The organism is Paenibacillus sp. OK060, assembly GCF_900101205.1.
In the GTDB taxonomy this organism is placed as follows: domain Bacteria; phylum Bacillota; class Bacilli; order Paenibacillales; family Paenibacillaceae; genus Paenibacillus; species Paenibacillus marchantiae.
In genome coordinates, this window is sequence record NZ_FNFR01000001.1 from 788,992 (window position 1) to 807,573 (window position 18,582).

The following is an 18,582-nucleotide window of genomic DNA, read 5'->3' on the forward strand; positions in this document are numbered from 1 at the left end:
GCATGTTCTGTGCAAGAAAATCTCTTCCAAACACTCTGACCAACACGTCAGGGTGTTTTTTATTGAAAAAAAAATCATCAAAACAGAAACTCTTTTGAATTTTTCCGTTTATATTTAAAATCTTTTGTTTTCAAAACAAAACAAAGATGATAAACTCTGATTAGGAATAAAACAAACATTATCGGAGGGGAACAAATGGTACAGAGTTTATGGAATTCATCACAGGCTTCGGAGAAAACAACCGGACTGGAGCAACTGGTCTACCGATCCAATCTGATTGGGTCAGATCGCCGTGTATGTAACATTTTCGGAGGCAATACGTCTACCAAAACGACGGTGAAAGATTTTCGCGGCCGTGATATAGAAGTGATGTATGTAAAAGGCAGCGGATCTGATCTGGCTTCTATGCAGGCGAAGCATTTTACAGGCCTTGGACTCGAAGATATTCGTCCATTAATTGAACGGGAATCCATGTCGGATGAAGAGATGGTCGAATACCTGGGTCATTGCATGATCGATTCCAAACACCCGCGTGCATCCATTGAGACGTTGCTGCATGCATTCCTTCCATATAAACATGTGGACCATACCCACCCGGATGCGATTATTAGTCTGTGTTGTGCAGATAACGGAAAAGAACTGGCGAAAGAGATTTACGGGGATCGATTTGTATGGGTTCCTTATGTGCGTCCCGGATTCACACTATCCAAGATGATTGCTGAAAGCGTATTCTCGAATCCCAATGCCGAACTGGTTCTGATGGAGAAGCATGGACTTGTGACTTGGGGAGAAACATCGGAAGAATGTTACGCCCAGACGATCAAAATTATTAATGAAGCGGAAGCCTTCATTGAAGCACGTGTTGACCAAGGAAGCCTGTTTGGCGGAGAGAAGTATCCTGCGTTTGAGGCAGAAGTGCGTCGCCAGATCGTATCCAAAGTAATGCCGACCATTCGCGGAGCGGTATCGGATAGCAAAAAAATGATTTTGTCCTTTGACGATCAGGAGGATGTGCTCGCCTTCGTTGGAGGAGTGGATTCGCCGAAGCTGTCACAGGTAGGCGCGGCGTGCCCGGATCATTTGGTGCACACCAAAGTGGTACCTCTATTCATCGATTGGACACCGGACGCGGAGGATATTGAAGGGCTGAAATCCAAACTGGTGGAAGGCGTAGCCGCCTACAAAGAACAATATCAACAATATTTTGAGAGCAACAAAAATGATGGTGACGTGATGTTCGAAGCTGCACCTCGCGTCATTCTTATCCCAGGTGTGGGCATGATCAACACAGGCAAGAGCTGGGCACTGTCCCAGGTGAGCGGGGCATTGTATCATAGAGCCATTGCGGTGATGCGCGGTGCGACAAGTCTAGGCCAATTCGTATCCCTCAGCGCCAATGAATCCTACAATGTGGAGTACTGGCCGCTTGAGCTTTACAAATTATCGCTGGCTCCGGCGGAGACTGAATTTTCCCGCAAAGTGGCGTTTATTACCGGGGGTGCCGGTGGAATTGGAAGTGAAACCGCACGCAGATTGGTATCTGAAGGGGCACATGTCGTTCTCGCGGACCTCAACCTTGAAGGAGCACAGAAGGTAGCTCAGGAAATTAACGACCAATATGGTGCCAATCGAGCATATGCATTGAAGATGGATGTAACGGATGAGGAAGCCGTGCAATCTGCGTATGCCGAAGTTGCTGTACAATATGGCGGCGTGGATATTATCGTAAACAATGCAGGCCTGGCCACCTCCAGTCCATTTGACGAAACATCGTTAAAAGAATGGAACTTGAACATGAATGTGCTGGGTACTGGGTACTTCCTCGTGGCACGTGAAGCTTTCAAGTTGATGAAACAACAGGGGATTGGCGGCAGTATGGTATTTATCGGGTCCAAAAACTCAGTCTATGCGGGTAAAAGCGCCTCAGCTTACAGCTCGGCCAAAGCACTTGAGGCTCATTTGGCCCGCTGCATCGCGGCGGAAGGTGGGGAATACGGTATTCGTGTAAATACGATTCTCCCGGATGCCATCCTGCAAGGTTCAGCGATCTGGAACGGTTCATGGAGAAATGAACGTGCAGCAGCCTATGGTATCGAACCGGATCAACTGGAAGAGTACTATCGCAAACGTACAACTTTGCTCGTCAATATTTATCCGAGAGATATTGCGGAAGGCATCGCCTTTTTTGCCTCTTCCAAATCAGAAAAAACAACCGGTTGCATGATGACGATTGATGGCGGTGTGCCAGCAGCATTTACACGATAATAAGGAGGGTTCTCGCACATGGAAAATCAGGTCAAGCAAGCATATGAAGCAGCCAAATCATTATATGCTCAGCATGGAATTGATACGGATGAAGTGCTGAAGAAGCTCGCGGAGATCAAAGTGTCTGTTCACTGTTGGCAAGGGGACGATGTAAAAGGTTTTCTGAATAAAGATGGGGAACTTACGGGTGGAATATCCGTTACAGGTCAATATCCGGGGGCTGCAACGACACCCGCAGAGCTTCGGGCAGACCTGGAGCAAGCCTTCTCCATGATTCCCGGTAAACATAAGGTCAATTTGCACGCGATCTATGCGGATACGGACGAACAAGTAGAGCTGGATCGGATTGAGCCGAAGCATTATGAGAACTGGGTGAAATGGGCCAAAGAACAAGGGCTCGGTCTGGATTTCAATCCAACCTGTTTTTCACATGAAAAATCAAGTGACGGTTTCACGCTAAGTCATTCCGATCCGGCGATTCGCAAGTTCTGGATTGATCACTGCAAAGCATCCCGCCGCATTGGCGCTTATTTTGGTGAGCAACTGGGCCAGACCTGTGTAACCAATGTGTGGGTACCGGACGGGTTCAAGGATAATCCGGTCGATCGCATGACACCGCGGAAGCGGCTGAAGGATTCACTAGATGAGGTATTTGCCGAGAAGCTTGATCCCAAGTATCATCTGGATGCGGTCGAGAGTAAGCTGTTTGGCCTCGGCTCCGAAGCGTATGTCGTTGGTTCTCATGAATTCTATATGGGCTATGGACTGCAAAATGATACGTTAATCTGCCTTGATGCCGGACATTTTCATCCAACGGAAGTTATTTCTAACAAACTATCTTCACTGGCCCTGTTTACCAACGGCATTCTGCTGCATGTCAGCCGTCCAATGCGTTGGGACAGTGACCATGTTGTCATTATGGATGATGAGCTGCTGGAAATTGCTCGCGAATTGGTACGTCATGATCTGCTTCCAACGACACATATCGGACTCGATTTCTTTGATGGAAGCATCAATCGAGTTGCAGCGTGGGTAGTTGGCACACGCAACACGATTAAAGCGTTGCTACGTGCGATGTTGGAACCTGTGGATGCTCTGAAATCAGCGGAGCTGGAAGGGGATTACACCCTTCGTCTTGCTTTGACAGAAGAGTTTAAGTCCTATCCTTTCGGCGCGATCTGGGATTATTATTGCGCCCAGCAGCAAGTACCTGTACGTGAACAGTGGATTGCTGAGATCAAAACCTATGAGCAGGAAGTTTTACTTCAACGAGATAAATCTTTCGTATAGGATGATGCAGGCCACGGTGGAGAAGTTTTCCACTGTGGCTTTTTTGCATGGAAACAGCTGCGAAATGCATAACTGCGGTCAGAATTTCCATACTAAAAATACATAGAAAAATGCAAAGCTTCAATGCTAGTACTGCAACGTAGAGGAGGATGCTTCCGATTTGAATCTCGCCCACAACAAATTGTATATCGCGGCACTTGGCGGCTTGAATGAAATAGGTAAGAACATGTATCTGATCCAATATAATCAGGACATCATTGTCATCGACTGTGGCTCCAAATTCCCGGATGAAACCCTACCGGGCATTGATCTCATCATTCCGGATGTGACGTATCTGCTGGAAAATCAGGACAAGGTAAGGGCGCTTGTGGTTACCCATGGACATGAAGACCACATTGGCGGCATTCCCTATTTGTTAAAACAAATCAATATCCCGGTGTATGCATCCAGACTGACACGAGGATTAATTGAACTGAAACTGAAAGAGCATGGGCTGCTGCGCAAAGCAGATCTGCATACGGTTGATTCCAAATCCAGCATTACACTGGGTGGAATTCAGATTTCTTTTTTTGCGACCAGTCACAGCATACCGGATTGCCTGGGTATTTTCTTTCAAACACCTGGAGGAAATGTCGTCCATACCGGGGATTTCAAGTTTGATATGTCACCTGTAAATGGGCCGTATCCCGATCTGCACCGTATGGCCGAGATTGGAAAACAAGGTGTACACGTGCTGTTGTCCGAGAGCACCAATGCAGAGAGACCGGGGTTCACCCCTTCCGAGCGTGTCGTAGGTGACCACATATTGGACGCGTTTATTCGTGCCAAACAAAAAGTGTTTATTTCTACCTTTGCGTCCAACGTAAGCAGGGTTCAACAGATTGTAAATGCAGCGTTCGAGACGGGGCGCAAGCTGGCTCTGCTGGGTAGAAGCATGCTTAATGTAGTGTCCGTAGCTAGTGAACTGGGATACCTGGATGTACCAGAGGGGCTGCTCATTGAGGCCATTGATTCGGACCAGTTTCCACCTGATGAGGTCGTTGTGCTCTGTACGGGAAGTCAGGGTGAAACGATGGCTGCTTTATCCCGTTTGGCGGCCTCCAAACATCCTCATGTGAAGATTGCACCTGGAGATACCGTCATTATTGCCGCTGGGGCGATCCCGGGGAACGAACGCAATCTTGCGCATGTCATTGATAATCTGTATGTGCTCGGAGCACGCGTCATTTACGGTTCAAGCGGAGCAGCAGGCATGCATGTATCAGGACACGGCAGCCAGGAAGAACTCAAACTGATGCTGACCCTGATGAAGCCTGATTATCTAATTCCAGTTCACGGTGAGTTCCGCATGCTGTATCAGCATAGACAACTGGCGGAGTCCGTGGGGATCGAACGGGATCATGTATTCATCGTGAACAATGGGGATATGATTCAGTACAAAGACAGCGTGGCATCTCCTGGTCCCAAAATTGCTTCAGGCAACAGTCTGGTCGACGGTCTGATCATGGGCGACGTCGGGAATATCGTGCTGCGTGATCGCCGGCAACTGTCATCCGATGGAATGCTGGTGATTGTGACTACGCTGAGCAAAACGGAGAAACATATGGTGACAGCGCCTGAGATTATTTCCAGAGGTTTTGTGTTTGTGAAGGATTCTGAGGAGTTCATGAAAGAGATTCATGAGCTGGTTCAGAACAAGATGGATGAGTTAACCGGAAGCGGAGCGAATCAGTGGAATGTGATCAAAAGAAAGCTGAAAGACGAGATCGGTCATTACATCTACGCCCAGACAAAACGAAGACCAATGATTCTGCCCATTATTATTGAGGTTTGAGAAAGTGGAGCAGAGCCGATGTATAGAGATTAAGATGTGGATTAAAATTAAGATTAAGATAGTCAAAAGCCTGAGAAATGTAGGATCATACCGTTTTTCGTATGAACCACACATTTCAGTCAGGCTTTTATTGTTAACTAACCTATTGATCCTTCAGCAATCCAGATTGTCTCACAGAGGAGAGGAATTGGTGGAACTGCTCGATATTTAATTGCTGTGCGCTATCCGAGAGGGCTACGGCCGGATTCGGATGAACCTCAACCATAACGCCATCTGCACCCGCAGCAAGTGCTGCCTTGGCACAAGGGGCAAGGATATCTTTGCGCCCTGTAGAGTGGGTGACGTCCACAAGCACAGGCAGATGGGTTTCCTGTTTCAGAATCGGCACGGCAGAGATGTCTAGTGTGTTTCGTGTTGCTTTTTCATAGGTGCGAATGCCGCGTTCAATCAGCATAACTTGTTTGTTCCCGCGGGAGACAACGTACTCCGCAGCATGAACGAATTCATCAATGGTTGCCGCCAAACCACGTTTCAGCAGAATAGGAATCTTAACATCCCCGGCAGCCTTGAGCAGTTCAAAGTTTTGCATGTTACGGGCACCGATCTGGATGACATCAATATACTGTCCAGCCAATTCAATATGACTTGGATGCACAATCTCACTAATGGTCTTCAGTCCGAACTCGTCGGCAACTTCCTTCAGAATTTTCAATCCTTCGATTCCGAGTCCCTGGAAGTCATATGGAGAAGTACGAGGTTTAAATGCACCTCCGCGCATTACGGTAATGCCGGCCGCTTTCAGCGCTGCTGCGACCTCGCGTACCTGCTCATAACTTTCAACCGAGCATGGGCCAGCGATCATAATGGGTTTGCCTGCGCCAACCTTGACGTTTCCGATGGAGACGACAGTATCTTCCTGCTGATTTTTGCGGCTAACGAGCAGTTGTTTCTTATGTTCGTCGACCTGAAGGTTCAGGGAAGCCTGGAAAATCTGTTTGAACAGAAGTTTGATGGCATCGTCTTGGAAAGGCCCAGGATTGGCAGCAGTCAGTTCCTCCAGCATTTCTTTTTCGCGAACCGGATCAAATTTGGGTACACCCTGTTTTTCCTTGATTTGACCAATTTCCTGTGTAATTTGGGCCCGTTCTGACAACAAGTGCAGGAGGTTATGATTAATCTCACTCAATCGGCCTCTTAATTGTTCCAAGTTCATGCTTTGATCCATGCTGATCCACTCCTTCAATTTAAATTTATGAAAAAACACAAAAAGGCCCTTCATCCGTAAGGGACGAAGAAGCCGTGGTACCACCCTAATTAGAAACGGTCCTGCTGATTGAATACAGCCGATCTGTTTCTCACTTTGACCTTTTAACGCAAGGAACGGATTGTCCTAGAAGCTATATCCATGAGGAGCAGCTCTTCAGCAATCGGCTCGGGAGTGAACTTCGGCGGCATGTTCCTTTCGGGTGCTCTCAGTCTTCGGCACCACGTCCCTGTAATGAACGATAACTCCGCGTACTCTTTCCGTCATAGCCTGTATGAATAATAATATTCGGTTCTGTATTTCATGATGCACGTTATGAATTGAAGTTATACTAGCATCTCATGTTCCTTGTCTGCAAGAAGCTGAATTAATGCCATGCATCAATAACGCTTTACCGTGACGCATTGCACATGCACTTTCAGAGTTCTGTGAGATTTACTAATATCTCCATGGGAATAGTATTCGCAAGGGTTTGCCATTCGAAGTATAATATAAGGTAATATAAGTGAATTCAAGCGAATGAGAATAAGAGGAGAAGTTATGAATAAAACGATTTCGGATATCGCCCAAATGGCAGGCGTGGCGAAGAGCACCGTCTCTCGTTTCCTGAATGGTGGTTCTGTTAGTGACGATACACGGCAGAAAATTGAGCGCATTATTAAACAATACAATTACGTACCCAATACGTTTGCACAGAGTCTCAAAGCAAAAAAAACCAGTATTATTGGAACGGTTGTTCCTCGTCTGGATTCCTTTGCAACCTCTCAGACATTGATCGGCATCGATGAAGAATTAAGAAATAATCAGTATCAGATGCTGATCGCGAATACGAGCCAGGATATGCAGCGCGAGATCGACGCCATATATGACTTTGCCAGACAGAAGGTATCCGGCATTATTCTGCTTGCCGCAGAAGTGACCGATGCACATCTGAAAGCTGTAGAAGACATCGGAATTCCGGTGCTATTGGTAGGGCAGCAGCATGAACAGCTGCACAGTCTGGTTCATAATGATGATCAGGCGGGGTATGAGATGGGTAAACATGTTGTGGAAAAGGGCCATCGGAAAATCGTCTATATTGGTGTTACCGAGAGAGATCAGGCGGTAGGTATCCATCGCAAACAGGGGTTCAAGCGTGCGATCGACGAATGCGGTGGATGTGATGTGACATATTACGAGACAAGCTTTAAAATGTCCGAGGCGATCATTACCGCAGAAGCGATTTTGAAAAAAAGCAAACCGACGATTATTGTGGGCGCAACAGATAACATCGCACTGGGTGTGATGAAGATTGCTTTTTCCAATAAGATACAAATCCCGCAGGATTTATCGGTTACCGGATTTGGTGGTTATGAAATTACCGAGATGATTCATCCTACACTATCGACAGTAAAATATCATTATTTTGAGGCAGGTCAAGTGGCGGCCCAGCACATTATTCGTCTGGTACAAGGCGATCCGGTGGAGCAGTGCACGATTCTTGATGTGGAGATTATTCCACGAGAAAGCGTTGACAAGATATAAATGAATCCTTTATGATAATTCCATCGAACCGGTTCCACTCCGAATATCCATTAAGGATATGGGAACACGGTGGCAGGCGAAAAAGCCATATGGAATTATTTTTTTGAGTGTGTTGGAACCGGTTCCTCTGATTTAGGTTTTACTTTTCGCTAGGATGGAGAACACTTTTATGAAAATGACTAGAGAGCAACGCTACAGACGAATCGAACAGGCAGAGCCTGGAGAAATAGGCAAGCTGGAAGCTTTGATCTCTGCTTGTCCGTGGAGACAGCATTACCATATCCAGCCGATAACCGGACTGCTTAACGATCCTAACGGATTCTCTTATTATCAGGGATATTATCATCTGTTCTATCAGTGGTTCCCGCTCGGGACCGAGCATGGAATGAAGTATTGGTACCATACCCGTTCAACGGATCTGGTGCACTGGGAAGAAGTCGGAATCGGAATCGAGCCGGGCGACACATATGACTCACACGGGGCATATTCGGGCAGTGCTATTGAAAAAGATGGCCAACTCAATCTGCTATACACAGGCAATACAAGAGATGAGGACTGGATCAGGCATCCGTATCAGTGTCTGGCGATTATGCATGAAAGCGGTTCAATAACCAAAGTGCATCAACCTGTGATCTCTGAAGTACCTTCTGGCTACACGGAACATTTCAGAGACCCCAAGGTTTGGCAGCAGGGTGACACTTATTATTGTGTAATTGGAGCCCAGCGTGTAGATGAAACGGGATGCACCGTATTATATCGCTCGTCAGATCTCAGAAACTGGACGTTTCTTGGAGAGATTCATACTGGGCTACCTAACTTTGGTTACATGTGGGAGTGCCCCGATTATATGGAGATGCAGGGTAAGGGTGTGCTGATCTTTTCGCCACAAGGAATAGAGAGTCAGGGAGATGAGTATCACAACATTTTTCAGTCGGGCTATCTGATTGGCGAACCACTGGATCTTCAGACAAGGCACTTCGAACATGGTCCGTTTCAGGAGCTGGATCGTGGATTTGACTTTTATGCCCCGCAGACGATGCAGGCGCCGGATGGAAGACGAATTTTGGTGGGGTGGATGGGACTTCCCGATTTGGAGTATCCGACAGATAAGAGTGGATGGGCACATTGCCTAACAATTCCGCGGCAGTTGTCACTCCGGGAGGGGAAATTAATTCAGCAGCCAGTCTCTGAAATGGTGAAGCTGCGTGGGGATTCTGAAGGGACTCACATGGAATTCACAATGGATCATGAGACTCGATCTTTCGCAGACTTTGCTGGAATGGCTTATGAATTGGAATGTGAAATCCGTGATTTTGACGCAGAGGTAGTAGGCATTGAATTGCGGGCGAGTGCAGAAGAGAAGACCTTGTTGCAATACGATCGGTTGACTCAGAAAGTAACCCTGAATCGTTCGCAGTCAGGCGCCACGCTCGCGGATCAGAACGGGAATATTCGGCGCTGCGCATTGAATGCAGACGTGCTGAAGTTCCATATCTTTGTGGATTCTTCTTCTGTTGAGATCTTTGTCAATGATGGAGAAGAGGTATTCACAAGCCGTATCTTCCCAAGCAAGGAAAGTGTGGAGATTCGCTTCTTTGCACATGAAGGCAAGGCAGGATTTCAGGCATCAAAATGGGATTATTAGATATAACGTGAGAGGAATGAAGAACCATGTCGGATAATCAGCAGATTGCCCAGGACGTTATTCGTGCCATCGGGGGCAAAGAAAATATCGCATCATTTGCACACTGTGCAACACGTCTTCGGATCATGGTGAATGACAAGGACAAGATTGATCAGAAGCAGGTCGAGAACATTGACAAAGTGAAAGGGGCCTTTTTCAACTCGGGCCAGTATCAGATCATTTTTGGAACAGGAACAGTGAACCGGATATTTGAAGAGGTTGAGAAGCTGGGCATCGAAGGGTCTTCCAAGGAAGACGTGAAGAGTCAGGGCAAAAAGGAAGGCAATGCTTTTCAACGGGCCATTCGCACGTTTGGTGACGTTTTTGTACCGATTATTCCTGTGCTGGTCGCAACGGGGCTCTTCATGGGTCTGCGCGGGCTGCTCACTCAAAATGAAATTCTATCGCTATTTGGTGCAACACCGGACGACATTTCGCCCAATTTCTTATTATTTACTCAAATCCTGACGGACACGGCATTTGCATTTCTGCCTGCACTGGTAGCCTGGTCTGCGTTCCGCGTGTTTGGCGGGAGTCCGGTTCTCGGCATCGTTTTGGGTCTGATGCTTGTGAATCCGGCGCTGCCGAACGCATACGCTGTGGCAGATGGATCAGCACAACCGCTGCATATGTTCGGATTCATACCGGTGGTCGGGTATCAGGGTTCCGTACTGCCTGCGTTCTTCGTCGGATTGATCGGAGCGAAGTTTGAGAAGGTTCTGAGAAGACGCGTGCCAGAGGCGCTTGATTTAATTCTTACCCCTTTTATTACACTGACGGTCATGATTACACTTGGTCTCTTCGCGATTGGTCCGGTTTTCCATTCCCTGGAGGAGTGGGTTCTGCATGGAACAACAGCCGTATTGGGACTGCCATTTGGTATTGCGGGCATTATTATTGGTTTTTTCCATCAAATTATTGTCGTTACCGGTGTACATCACATCTTTAACTTTCTGGAGATTCAATTGCTGGAGAAAACGGGCTTTAATCCGTTCAACGCGATTATTACATGCGCTATGGCTGCGCAAGGAGCAGCTTGTCTGGCGGTGGGGTTGAAGACCAAAAATACAAAGCTGAAAGCACTCGCACTGCCTTCGTCATTCTCTGCATTTCTAGGGATTACCGAACCTGCTATCTTCGGGGTTAACTTGCGGTATATGAAACCGTTTATCATGGGCCTTGTCGGAGGCGCTGTCGGTGGATTTATCGCGTCATTGTTCCATTTGCAAGGTACAGGTATGGCGGTGACGGTTATTCCGGGCACCCTGCTGTATTTGAATAGTCAATTGCCTTTGTACATTTTGTCCAACGTGGTGGCCATGGGAATTGCATTTGCACTTACCTGGTTCTTCGGATATAAGGATCAGCCGGTTGCGGAGGAAGTTCCGAGCAATGCTGGAGATGAGAGCAAGACGGAAGTTCTGTCGCAAAAGTCAAACTCCTCTGCCAGCCAGGCCGCTAACCATCGCACCAAGGTAGATTTGTTGGAAATTGCATCACCGATCACAGGCACAGCTGTTGCTTTGGAGCAGGTTCCTGATCCTGCATTCTCGGAAAAGCATATGGGAGAAGGGATCGCTATCGAGCCTTCTGAGGGCAAAGTATTTGCACCTTTTGACGGCGTCATCGCTCATGTGATGAATAAAAGCAAACATGCCGTAATCCTGGAACATGAAACCGGTGTTCAGATGCTTGTGCATATTGGAATTAATACCGTTGGACTGAAGGGTGAAGGTTTTACCGCATATGTGAATAGCGGAGACACCGTAACCGCAGGTCAACTGTTGATTGAATTTGACATGGAAGCGATCCAGGCTGCCGGGCTGCCATTGATTACACCTGTGCTCATCCCGAATGGGAACGAAAAGATCGAACAGGTGATGCCAACTACGACCGGCCCTGTTCAAGCTAATGGAGAAGCACTAATCGTTGTGAAATTTACTGAACCGCAATAAGCGTAAACTTTTGAAAAAGACAGGTCGAAAAATGCAAAAAGACCCGGTGTATATCACCAGGGTTTCTTTGCATTTTTATGTATCTTTTCTTCTAAACGGAAGGTGTCAAAAAGAATAATACGTCAGTGCGTATTGCATCATAAAGGCACGAATTTCTTCCCGGTTTAACATCACATCAGATGTGCTGGCTTGCTCCAGGTTAAGAAGCAAATTGCTGACGGCTTCATGCAGGAAAAGCATGCGTTCATTTCCCCATAGCTCTTGATGCTTCTGGATATAATGCATGACCTGTGACAGCTCCATACCTTTTAAGGCCCTGAACACCGAAGCCCATTTTACCAGATCAGAGGGATGGGAGCCCACAGGCAATTCAAATTCGGCAAAACCATGAACATTCCCGCATGAGATTTTGAACAATCCACAGTAGCAGGATGAACGTTCCTGCGCTATGAAAGGTAATTTTCGCATATCGTACCGAATAATCTCCATGGAACTAATTCGGGTATCAACACGAATCTCCGTTCGAATTTCCACATCACAATCTGCAATCACACGCTCCAACCTCCATAGGCAAAATCATCTTATTGTTTTCTATTGTTTTTGTTATCCTGCCGATTATATTACGACTGAATACAGCTCAAGTAAAATCAACCGGAATGGATATACGCCTGATTTTCCGATTTTTGGTATAAAATTCACACATGTAAGCGATTAACAAGAGATATATCTTCGTTTTGGACTCCATTATCTCGATTTTTTCTTCCCCTCATGACAGACCGAGCAACATGCCGCATGACTGCGAAAAGAGGAGATTAGGCAAGAATTGCTCACCAGAATTGCCTGGAATCGATCAGAACGGTGCAGAAATCGGATGCAGTTGAATTGCAGAGATGCAGACAGAGGACTATGATTCGCACATAACGTACTCCAGATGGCATTTGCAGGATCTGATGTGAAGGCGAGGTTGGCAGCAATGGATGAAGCAATGATGGTGGTTTCGACAGGACACGGTGCGGCGGGAATGAATTTTGTGGATGTATTACTGAAGAGGGGATTTGCAGTTGTCGTGCTTGTACACAGCGAAGAAGAGGGGGAACAACTTCAATCGCTTGGTGCAGTCACCGTGCGTTACATTCAGGAAATGGCATTCCGTAATCAGCTTCCGCCAGAATTTGTAGTGAAAAACGCCTTTGTATTCGAAAATAGCTTGCCGCAGTGCTGCCAGGACATTGAGCTGTGTCGCAGCTTGTGTCCGCAACAACTCTATGTCGTTTCCAGCAACAGGGCACCTGTTGGGCTTGTTTATAAAGGTCTGGGAGCAACATATGTCATTCACAGCCGGAGTGGAGATATTTCATTTTTATTGTAAAGGCACTGATAGTGGGTCCTCGTCGCCAGTCAGATTAACCAAGTATAATAATGATAACGTTCTGCCCAGAGCCTCTTGCCCTGGACAGAACGTTTCGTGAATTCCAATATGCTGTAGATTGAGTTGTGAAATCCAATTAGGAAGAGATTCCGACAACACTGGAACCATTCTTTGTAATTTTGTACGTAATTACGTCTCCGCTCCAGAAGTGGAACTTGAGAATGACTTCTCCATTATTCGTTTCGTTGAAGAAGTTTTGTTTCAGTTCAATGACGTTGCTACTATAATTCGGACTGAATGCGTAGGAAAATTCTTTGAATGAAGTCCAGTTTTGCGGACCCGCGTTTCCGCCACTTGTATAAGTTGCTTCCATGGTGGCCAGCTGATTGCCATTAAAGGTAGTCGGAATCGCAAACGAGCTCGTTGTGCCCGTTACATTGCTCAGTTTAGGCGTGTCATACTTGATGATATTCAGGTTCCAGTTTGCACCTTTGTTGAATTTGACGGTCAACTTGGCATTAACCCCAAGATTGCCTGAGGTGGTCAGTCTGGTTAACAGGCTTGATTTCAATGTCAGCACATCACCACTGATCGTGTAATCTGTACCTTGAACAAGGGTAGTGCTGCCATTAGCAAGAGAGCTAAATGTATTGCCATTGAGATTCAGTTTTACTGTTTTATCCTGAATTGCAGCCCCTTTTTTCAGATAAACCAGATCAGATTCAGCTGTGGAGGAACGACCTGTCCAGCTTGCTTTCATTGTGTTATACAGATCCTGGTCAGACCAGGTGAAGCTGGTACGGCCAAAATGCTGTCCATTATCCCATAACATGGTGGTCATCTGTTTCTGACGCAGGTATTGGCCGATAAATTCGAAGAATTTCAGTTTCTCACCTTGCTCGATGACACCTGTGTGCTGATCAAAGCCGAGTAAGCCATACTCACCGACGATAACCGGAATACCTTTGGCTGTGAATGCATTGTACACTCGGTCAAATGTAGTCGTAATATCCTGTTGCACTTCAGCATTATATTTGGTGTAACCTGCGATATTCACACTGAATGGCCAGAAACCATAGTAGTGAACGGTAGCGATAATGTTAGGGTCATTCAATTTCGCAATTGTTTGAGATAATGCATCGAGATCTGGTTGAGCGGAAGAAGTATGCATCGTTGGGAGGACCAATGGACGTGTTGCATTGTTGCCGCCGGATGCTCTCACGATGTTATGAAAAGATACATTCAACTCATCCAGCAAAGCATACGCTGTAGCGGTATTCGTTGTACCACCTTCGGTGAAGCGTGGTTCATTTACACTTTCGAACATCAGCTTAGTGGATGAGTTTTTGAATTTGTTTGCAATTTGAGTCCAGGCAGAGTTGTAACGTGCAAGGACATTGGCATGGTCATTCTCCATATAGCTGATCCACTGCCATGAATCGTGATGGATATTGATCATGACATACAGATTGGCATCAAGCGCCCAGTTTACAACCTGTTGTACACGGTTCATGTAAGCGGTATCAATAGTATAGTTAGGAGCTCCACCTATATGAGCTTGCCAGGTCACTGGAATACGAATGCTCTTATAGCCTTGATTGGCGATATTTTGAATCAGTTGCTGAGTAATCAGCGGGTTACCCCAGGCCGTCTCATCTGCACCAACAGCGTCCAGCGAGTTACCCAGATTCCAGCCCGGCTCCATCGCAGTAACATAGGACTGAATATTGGTTGGAGCAGCGGCTGAACTTGCCTGAATCGAGTCATCAGTAGCAGCAGAAGCGATGGCCGATGAGAAGAGGGACAGGATCATCGCAGTCACGAGCGTGAGTGAGAGAGCCGATTTGCGGTTGTTTTTCATTAACACATTCTCCTTTAATTTATAATCGTTGAACTAAAATAGGATGCTTGCAAAGATTGGCAATAAAGCTCAACAAAAAACAAGCCATAAGCTTGTTAAAAACGCGGATCACCTCCAAATCAAAATTACTGAAAGCGTTTTCTGAATTGAAATATATCATGCTTTAATAGAAGATAATACCAGTATAATTGGTTAATATTTCATGTAAAAATTAGTGGTTATGACAATTTTGGAATATTATATGTGGTGCAAGAAACAGGTTTTTTTGCATGAAAAACTTCCGTGGACAATAGCATGAACTCTACTTGAGATCGATTACCGATCTTTCTAGTCTTTGCTTAGTATTCGATGCGTCTTCGTATGTTGCAGGGACAACGTTCCATGCAGATGCAGGATATATATCACGCTTATTAAATTGACAATGGCCCTAATTCTTGCTAAAGTTTTATCCAATCCGCATAATTGTGATCTGGGAATGTTACCGATATGGGCATAACCTGAGCTGGCTTGTATACACTGCAACGTGTATCCGGGCTGGTTCGGGTTTTTTGTATTTAAGTTAAACGAACGATTTTACATTGGACACTGCGCTGCCAGAACAATCTTCCGATCGCTGTTATCCCCAGATTTTTTGATTCCTTTTTAAAGGGGAAATCCGGGGATAAAGGCGAAGCGTATGCTTCCGAAGCAGCTTTCTGTCAGAAAGCTTTTAGCTTCGCTTCTCCAGATTTTTTCTGTCCTCTCTGTTTATGATGTAAATGTGTAGTTCAACTTAAATATTTTGTCTTATTAATGTTTCTTGCGATTTGAGCGGATAACAGAATTACATATTTGGAAGGAGAATAAGGATGACTAATTTTAAGTTTCCCAAAGACTTTTTGTGGGGTGGAGCCATTGCTGCCAATCAGGCAGAGGGTGCTTATCTGGAAGATGGCAAAGGGCTGAGCATTGTTGACTTGCTGCCGACAGGAGAGAATCGCAGAAGCATCATGAAGGGTAATGTCCTTGCATTAACCCCGCTGGAAACCGAGTTTTATCCTTCGCATGAAGCGATTGATTTCTACCATCGTTATCCCGAGGATATCGCGCTGTTTGCCGAGATGGGCTTCAAAGCGCTGCGTGTATCCATTTCCTGGGCGCGGATTTTCCCAACCGGAGAAGATGCACAGCCGAATGAAGCGGGTTTGCAGTTTTATGATCGATTATTCGATGAACTGTTGATGCATGGTATCGAGCCTGTAGTAACACTTGCTCACTTCGATGTACCGGTTAATCTGATTGAGAAATATGGCAGCTGGAGAAGCCGTGAGTTGGTGACTCTGTTCGAAACCTACGCGAAAACCGTATTCAGCCGTTACAAGGACAAGGTGAAATACTGGATGACGTTCAATGAAATTAATATGCTGCTTCATCTGCCATTCCTTGGTGCGGGTCTGGTTTTCAAGGATGGCGATCATGTGAAAGAGATTCAGTATCAGGCAGCGCACCATCAATTGGTGGCCAGTGCACTGGCGGTTAAAGCCTGTCACGAGATCATCCCGGGCGCAATGATCGGCTGTATGCTTGCGGCAGGAAGCTTTTATCCTTATACCTGTAATCCGGATGATGTGTTCCAGGGCATGGAGAAAGACAGGGAGTCTTATTTCTTCATTGATGTTCAGTCGCGTGGAGAGTACCCGGGCTATGCCAAACGTTTCTTCAAGGATCATGGGTTGAATATTAACATGCAGCCTGGTGATGCGGTAATTCTGAAAAACCATACGGTTGATTATATCGGATTTAGTTATTATTCAAGTCGTACAACCTCCACAGACCCGGAAGTCGTCAAAAACATGACGAGCGGCAATGTATTTGGTTCTGTAGCGAATCCATATTTGGCAAAATCGGAATGGGGCTGGACGATTGATCCCAAAGGCATCCGTATTACAGCCAATCAACTGCACGACCGATATCAAAAACCGCTGTTTGTTGTAGAGAATGGATTTGGAGCCAATGACGTGGTTACCCCTGAAGGTGAGGTTGATGATGCGTACCGGATTGATTATCTGAAACGCCATGTTGCCGAGATGGGTGAAGCTATTCAGGATGGTGTAGAGATCATTGGTTATACAAGCTGGGGGCCAATTGATATTGTCAGCGCTTCTTCAGGAGAGATCAGAAAACGTTATGGTTACATCTATGTGGACCGTGACAATGAAGGTAAGGGTGACTTGAAGCGGATCAAGAAAAAGAGCTTCCATTGGTACAAAAATGTGATTGAATCAGATGGCAGCAATTTAGAACAGGAATAAGCAGGGAAAAAACAGGGACATTCTCCATGATCATATCGGAAGGACCACTTTTCATGGAACTTCCGATTGTCCCCTCGTTGAAAGCGTTGACATTTGTGTCTCTTCGCGCTATACTTGACGCAATTATATCGTTTTGGGATTGTTACTACTTGAAGTAGGCAAAACCTAAGCACCAAAAAAACAGACGTACATGTCTTGTTTATTTTGTGATGCTTCAGGTTTTTTTTGTATGCCCAAAAGGCGATGTATGACTGCCAAGAGAGTGGATCGTGACGGGGGGATTGAAGTGAAAATAGCAAAGGTTATCAACAATAACGTCATTAGCATCTATCAGGCGGATGGAGCAGAGCTTGTAGTGATGGGGCGTGGGATTGCCTTTAAGAAAAAGCCCGGGGATAAAGTAGACGAGACCCGCATCCAGAAAGTATTTGCGCTTAAAAACAAGCAGACATCCGACAATTTCAAAATGCTGCTGCGCGAAGTGCCAATGGAACTGATCGAAATTGTGGAAGAAATTATTACCTACGCCAAAGAGAATCTGGGCCGTAATCTGAATGAAAATATCTACGTTTCCCTAACAGATCATATTAACTTTGCGATTGAACGATATCGTGAAGGGATAGAAATCAAAAATGCACTGATGTGGGAAATCAAACAGCTGTACAAGGCTGAGTTTGGACTGGGTCTGAAAACGCTGGAGCAGATTAAGTCCAGACTTAATATCGAGCTTCCATCGGATGAAGCAGCGTATATAGCCCTGCATATTGTCAATGCGGAGATGAATGAAGAAGTCATTACAACGATGAACATCACGAAGTTTATTCAGCAAATTATTAATATAGCCAAATATCACTTCAAGATGGAATTCGATGAAGAGTCTCTCAGCTATTTTCGCTTCATTACCCATCTGAAGTTTTTCTCCCAGAGGGTATTAAGCGGCACGCATTATGACAATAATTATGATCACTTTTACGACATGATCAAAGAGAAGCACCCGGAAGCGGCGGCATGTACGAAGAAAATCGAAATGTTCATCAACAAGGAATATAACCATCAGCTCACCAACGAAGAGAAATTGTATCTGACCGTCCACATTGAACGAGTCGTTAATCGATAATAATTAAAATGTTGACAAATTTGGTTAAATAATAATAATATGAGATTAACAGGAATTGAATACGATTTAACTGGGATTGTTACTGGTTATGCAGGCAAAACCTAAGTCATGAGAAGGCAGGACCAATG

The 18,582-nt window shown here is 45.8% G+C and carries 12 protein-coding genes; 9 read left to right on the forward strand and 3 right to left on the reverse strand.

All coding sequences use genetic code 11. The features are described from left to right. The first annotated feature begins 195 nt into the window (after nt 1–195). From BLS14_RS03595 to BLS14_RS03605, 3 genes are all read left to right on the forward strand, one after another. Complete coding sequence (locus tag BLS14_RS03595; protein WP_090949565.1) at nt 196–2,265, forward strand: bifunctional aldolase/short-chain dehydrogenase; 2,070 nt, start codon at nt 196–198, stop codon at nt 2,263–2,265. Between the two features lie 18 nt (nt 2,266–2,283). Next, a complete protein-coding gene (gene rhaA / locus BLS14_RS03600) occupies nt 2,284–3,555 on the forward strand; it encodes an L-rhamnose isomerase (RefSeq protein WP_064638766.1) in 1,272 nt (423 codons plus the stop codon). A 160-nt stretch (nt 3,556–3,715) separates the two neighbouring features. After that, on the forward strand, nt 3,716–5,389 hold the full coding sequence (locus tag BLS14_RS03605; protein WP_090949566.1) for a ribonuclease J: 1,674 nt from the start codon (nt 3,716–3,718) through the stop codon (nt 5,387–5,389). Nucleotides 5,390–5,531: 142 nt separating this feature from the next. Here the strand turns inward: BLS14_RS03605 and BLS14_RS03610 are convergent, their stop codons facing one another. Next, nucleotides 5,532–6,602, reverse strand: coding sequence for a bifunctional 3-deoxy-7-phosphoheptulonate synthase/chorismate mutase (locus tag BLS14_RS03610; protein WP_371121271.1), 1,071 nt, complete (start codon nt 6,600–6,602; stop codon nt 5,532–5,534). Between the two features lie 591 nt (nt 6,603–7,193). On the opposite strand from BLS14_RS03610, the gene BLS14_RS03615 reads away from it, so the two are divergent. The 3 genes from BLS14_RS03615 (at nt 7,194) to BLS14_RS03625 (ending at nt 11,816) form a co-directional block, all read left to right on the forward strand. Next, entirely contained in the window at nt 7,194–8,177 is a 984-nt protein-coding gene (locus tag BLS14_RS03615; RefSeq protein ID WP_090949568.1) for a LacI family DNA-binding transcriptional regulator, read from the forward strand. Between the two features lie 169 nt (nt 8,178–8,346). After that, a complete protein-coding gene (locus tag BLS14_RS03620; RefSeq protein WP_090949570.1) occupies nt 8,347–9,822 on the forward strand; it encodes a glycoside hydrolase family 32 protein in 1,476 nt (491 codons plus the stop codon). A gap of 26 nt (nt 9,823–9,848) precedes the next feature. Next, a complete protein-coding gene (locus BLS14_RS03625; RefSeq protein WP_072732632.1) occupies nt 9,849–11,816 on the forward strand; it encodes a sucrose-specific PTS transporter subunit IIBC in 1,968 nt (655 codons plus the stop codon). A gap of 105 nt (nt 11,817–11,921) precedes the next feature. Here BLS14_RS03625 and BLS14_RS03630 read toward each other — a convergent pair whose 3' ends face one another. Further along, the gene (locus BLS14_RS03630) at nt 11,922–12,368 is read right to left on the reverse strand and encodes a hypothetical protein (RefSeq protein ID WP_063563505.1); all 447 of its coding nucleotides are present in this window, start codon (nt 12,366–12,368) and stop codon (nt 11,922–11,924) included. A gap of 379 nt (nt 12,369–12,747) precedes the next feature. Between BLS14_RS03630 and BLS14_RS03635 the strand changes: the two genes are divergently transcribed. Beyond that, the gene (locus tag BLS14_RS03635) at nt 12,748–13,185 is read left to right on the forward strand and encodes a hypothetical protein (RefSeq protein ID WP_090949571.1); all 438 of its coding nucleotides are present in this window, start codon (nt 12,748–12,750) and stop codon (nt 13,183–13,185) included. A gap of 136 nt (nt 13,186–13,321) precedes the next feature. Here the strand turns inward: BLS14_RS03635 and BLS14_RS03640 are convergent, their stop codons facing one another. Further along, entirely contained in the window at nt 13,322–15,046 is a 1,725-nt protein-coding gene (locus BLS14_RS03640; RefSeq protein ID WP_079694422.1) for a cellulase family glycosylhydrolase, read from the reverse strand. A gap of 848 nt (nt 15,047–15,894) precedes the next feature. Between BLS14_RS03640 and BLS14_RS03645 the strand changes: the two genes are divergently transcribed. Together BLS14_RS03645 and licT are read left to right on the forward strand one after the other, a co-directional pair. After that, complete coding sequence (locus tag BLS14_RS03645; RefSeq protein WP_090949573.1) at nt 15,895–17,337, forward strand: 6-phospho-beta-glucosidase; 1,443 nt, start codon at nt 15,895–15,897, stop codon at nt 17,335–17,337. A 286-nt stretch (nt 17,338–17,623) separates the two neighbouring features. Further along, nucleotides 17,624–18,454, forward strand: a complete 831-nt coding sequence (gene licT, locus BLS14_RS03650) for a BglG family transcription antiterminator LicT (protein WP_090950194.1) — start codon at nt 17,624–17,626, stop codon at nt 18,452–18,454. Nucleotides 18,455–18,582: the final 128 nt, after the last annotated feature.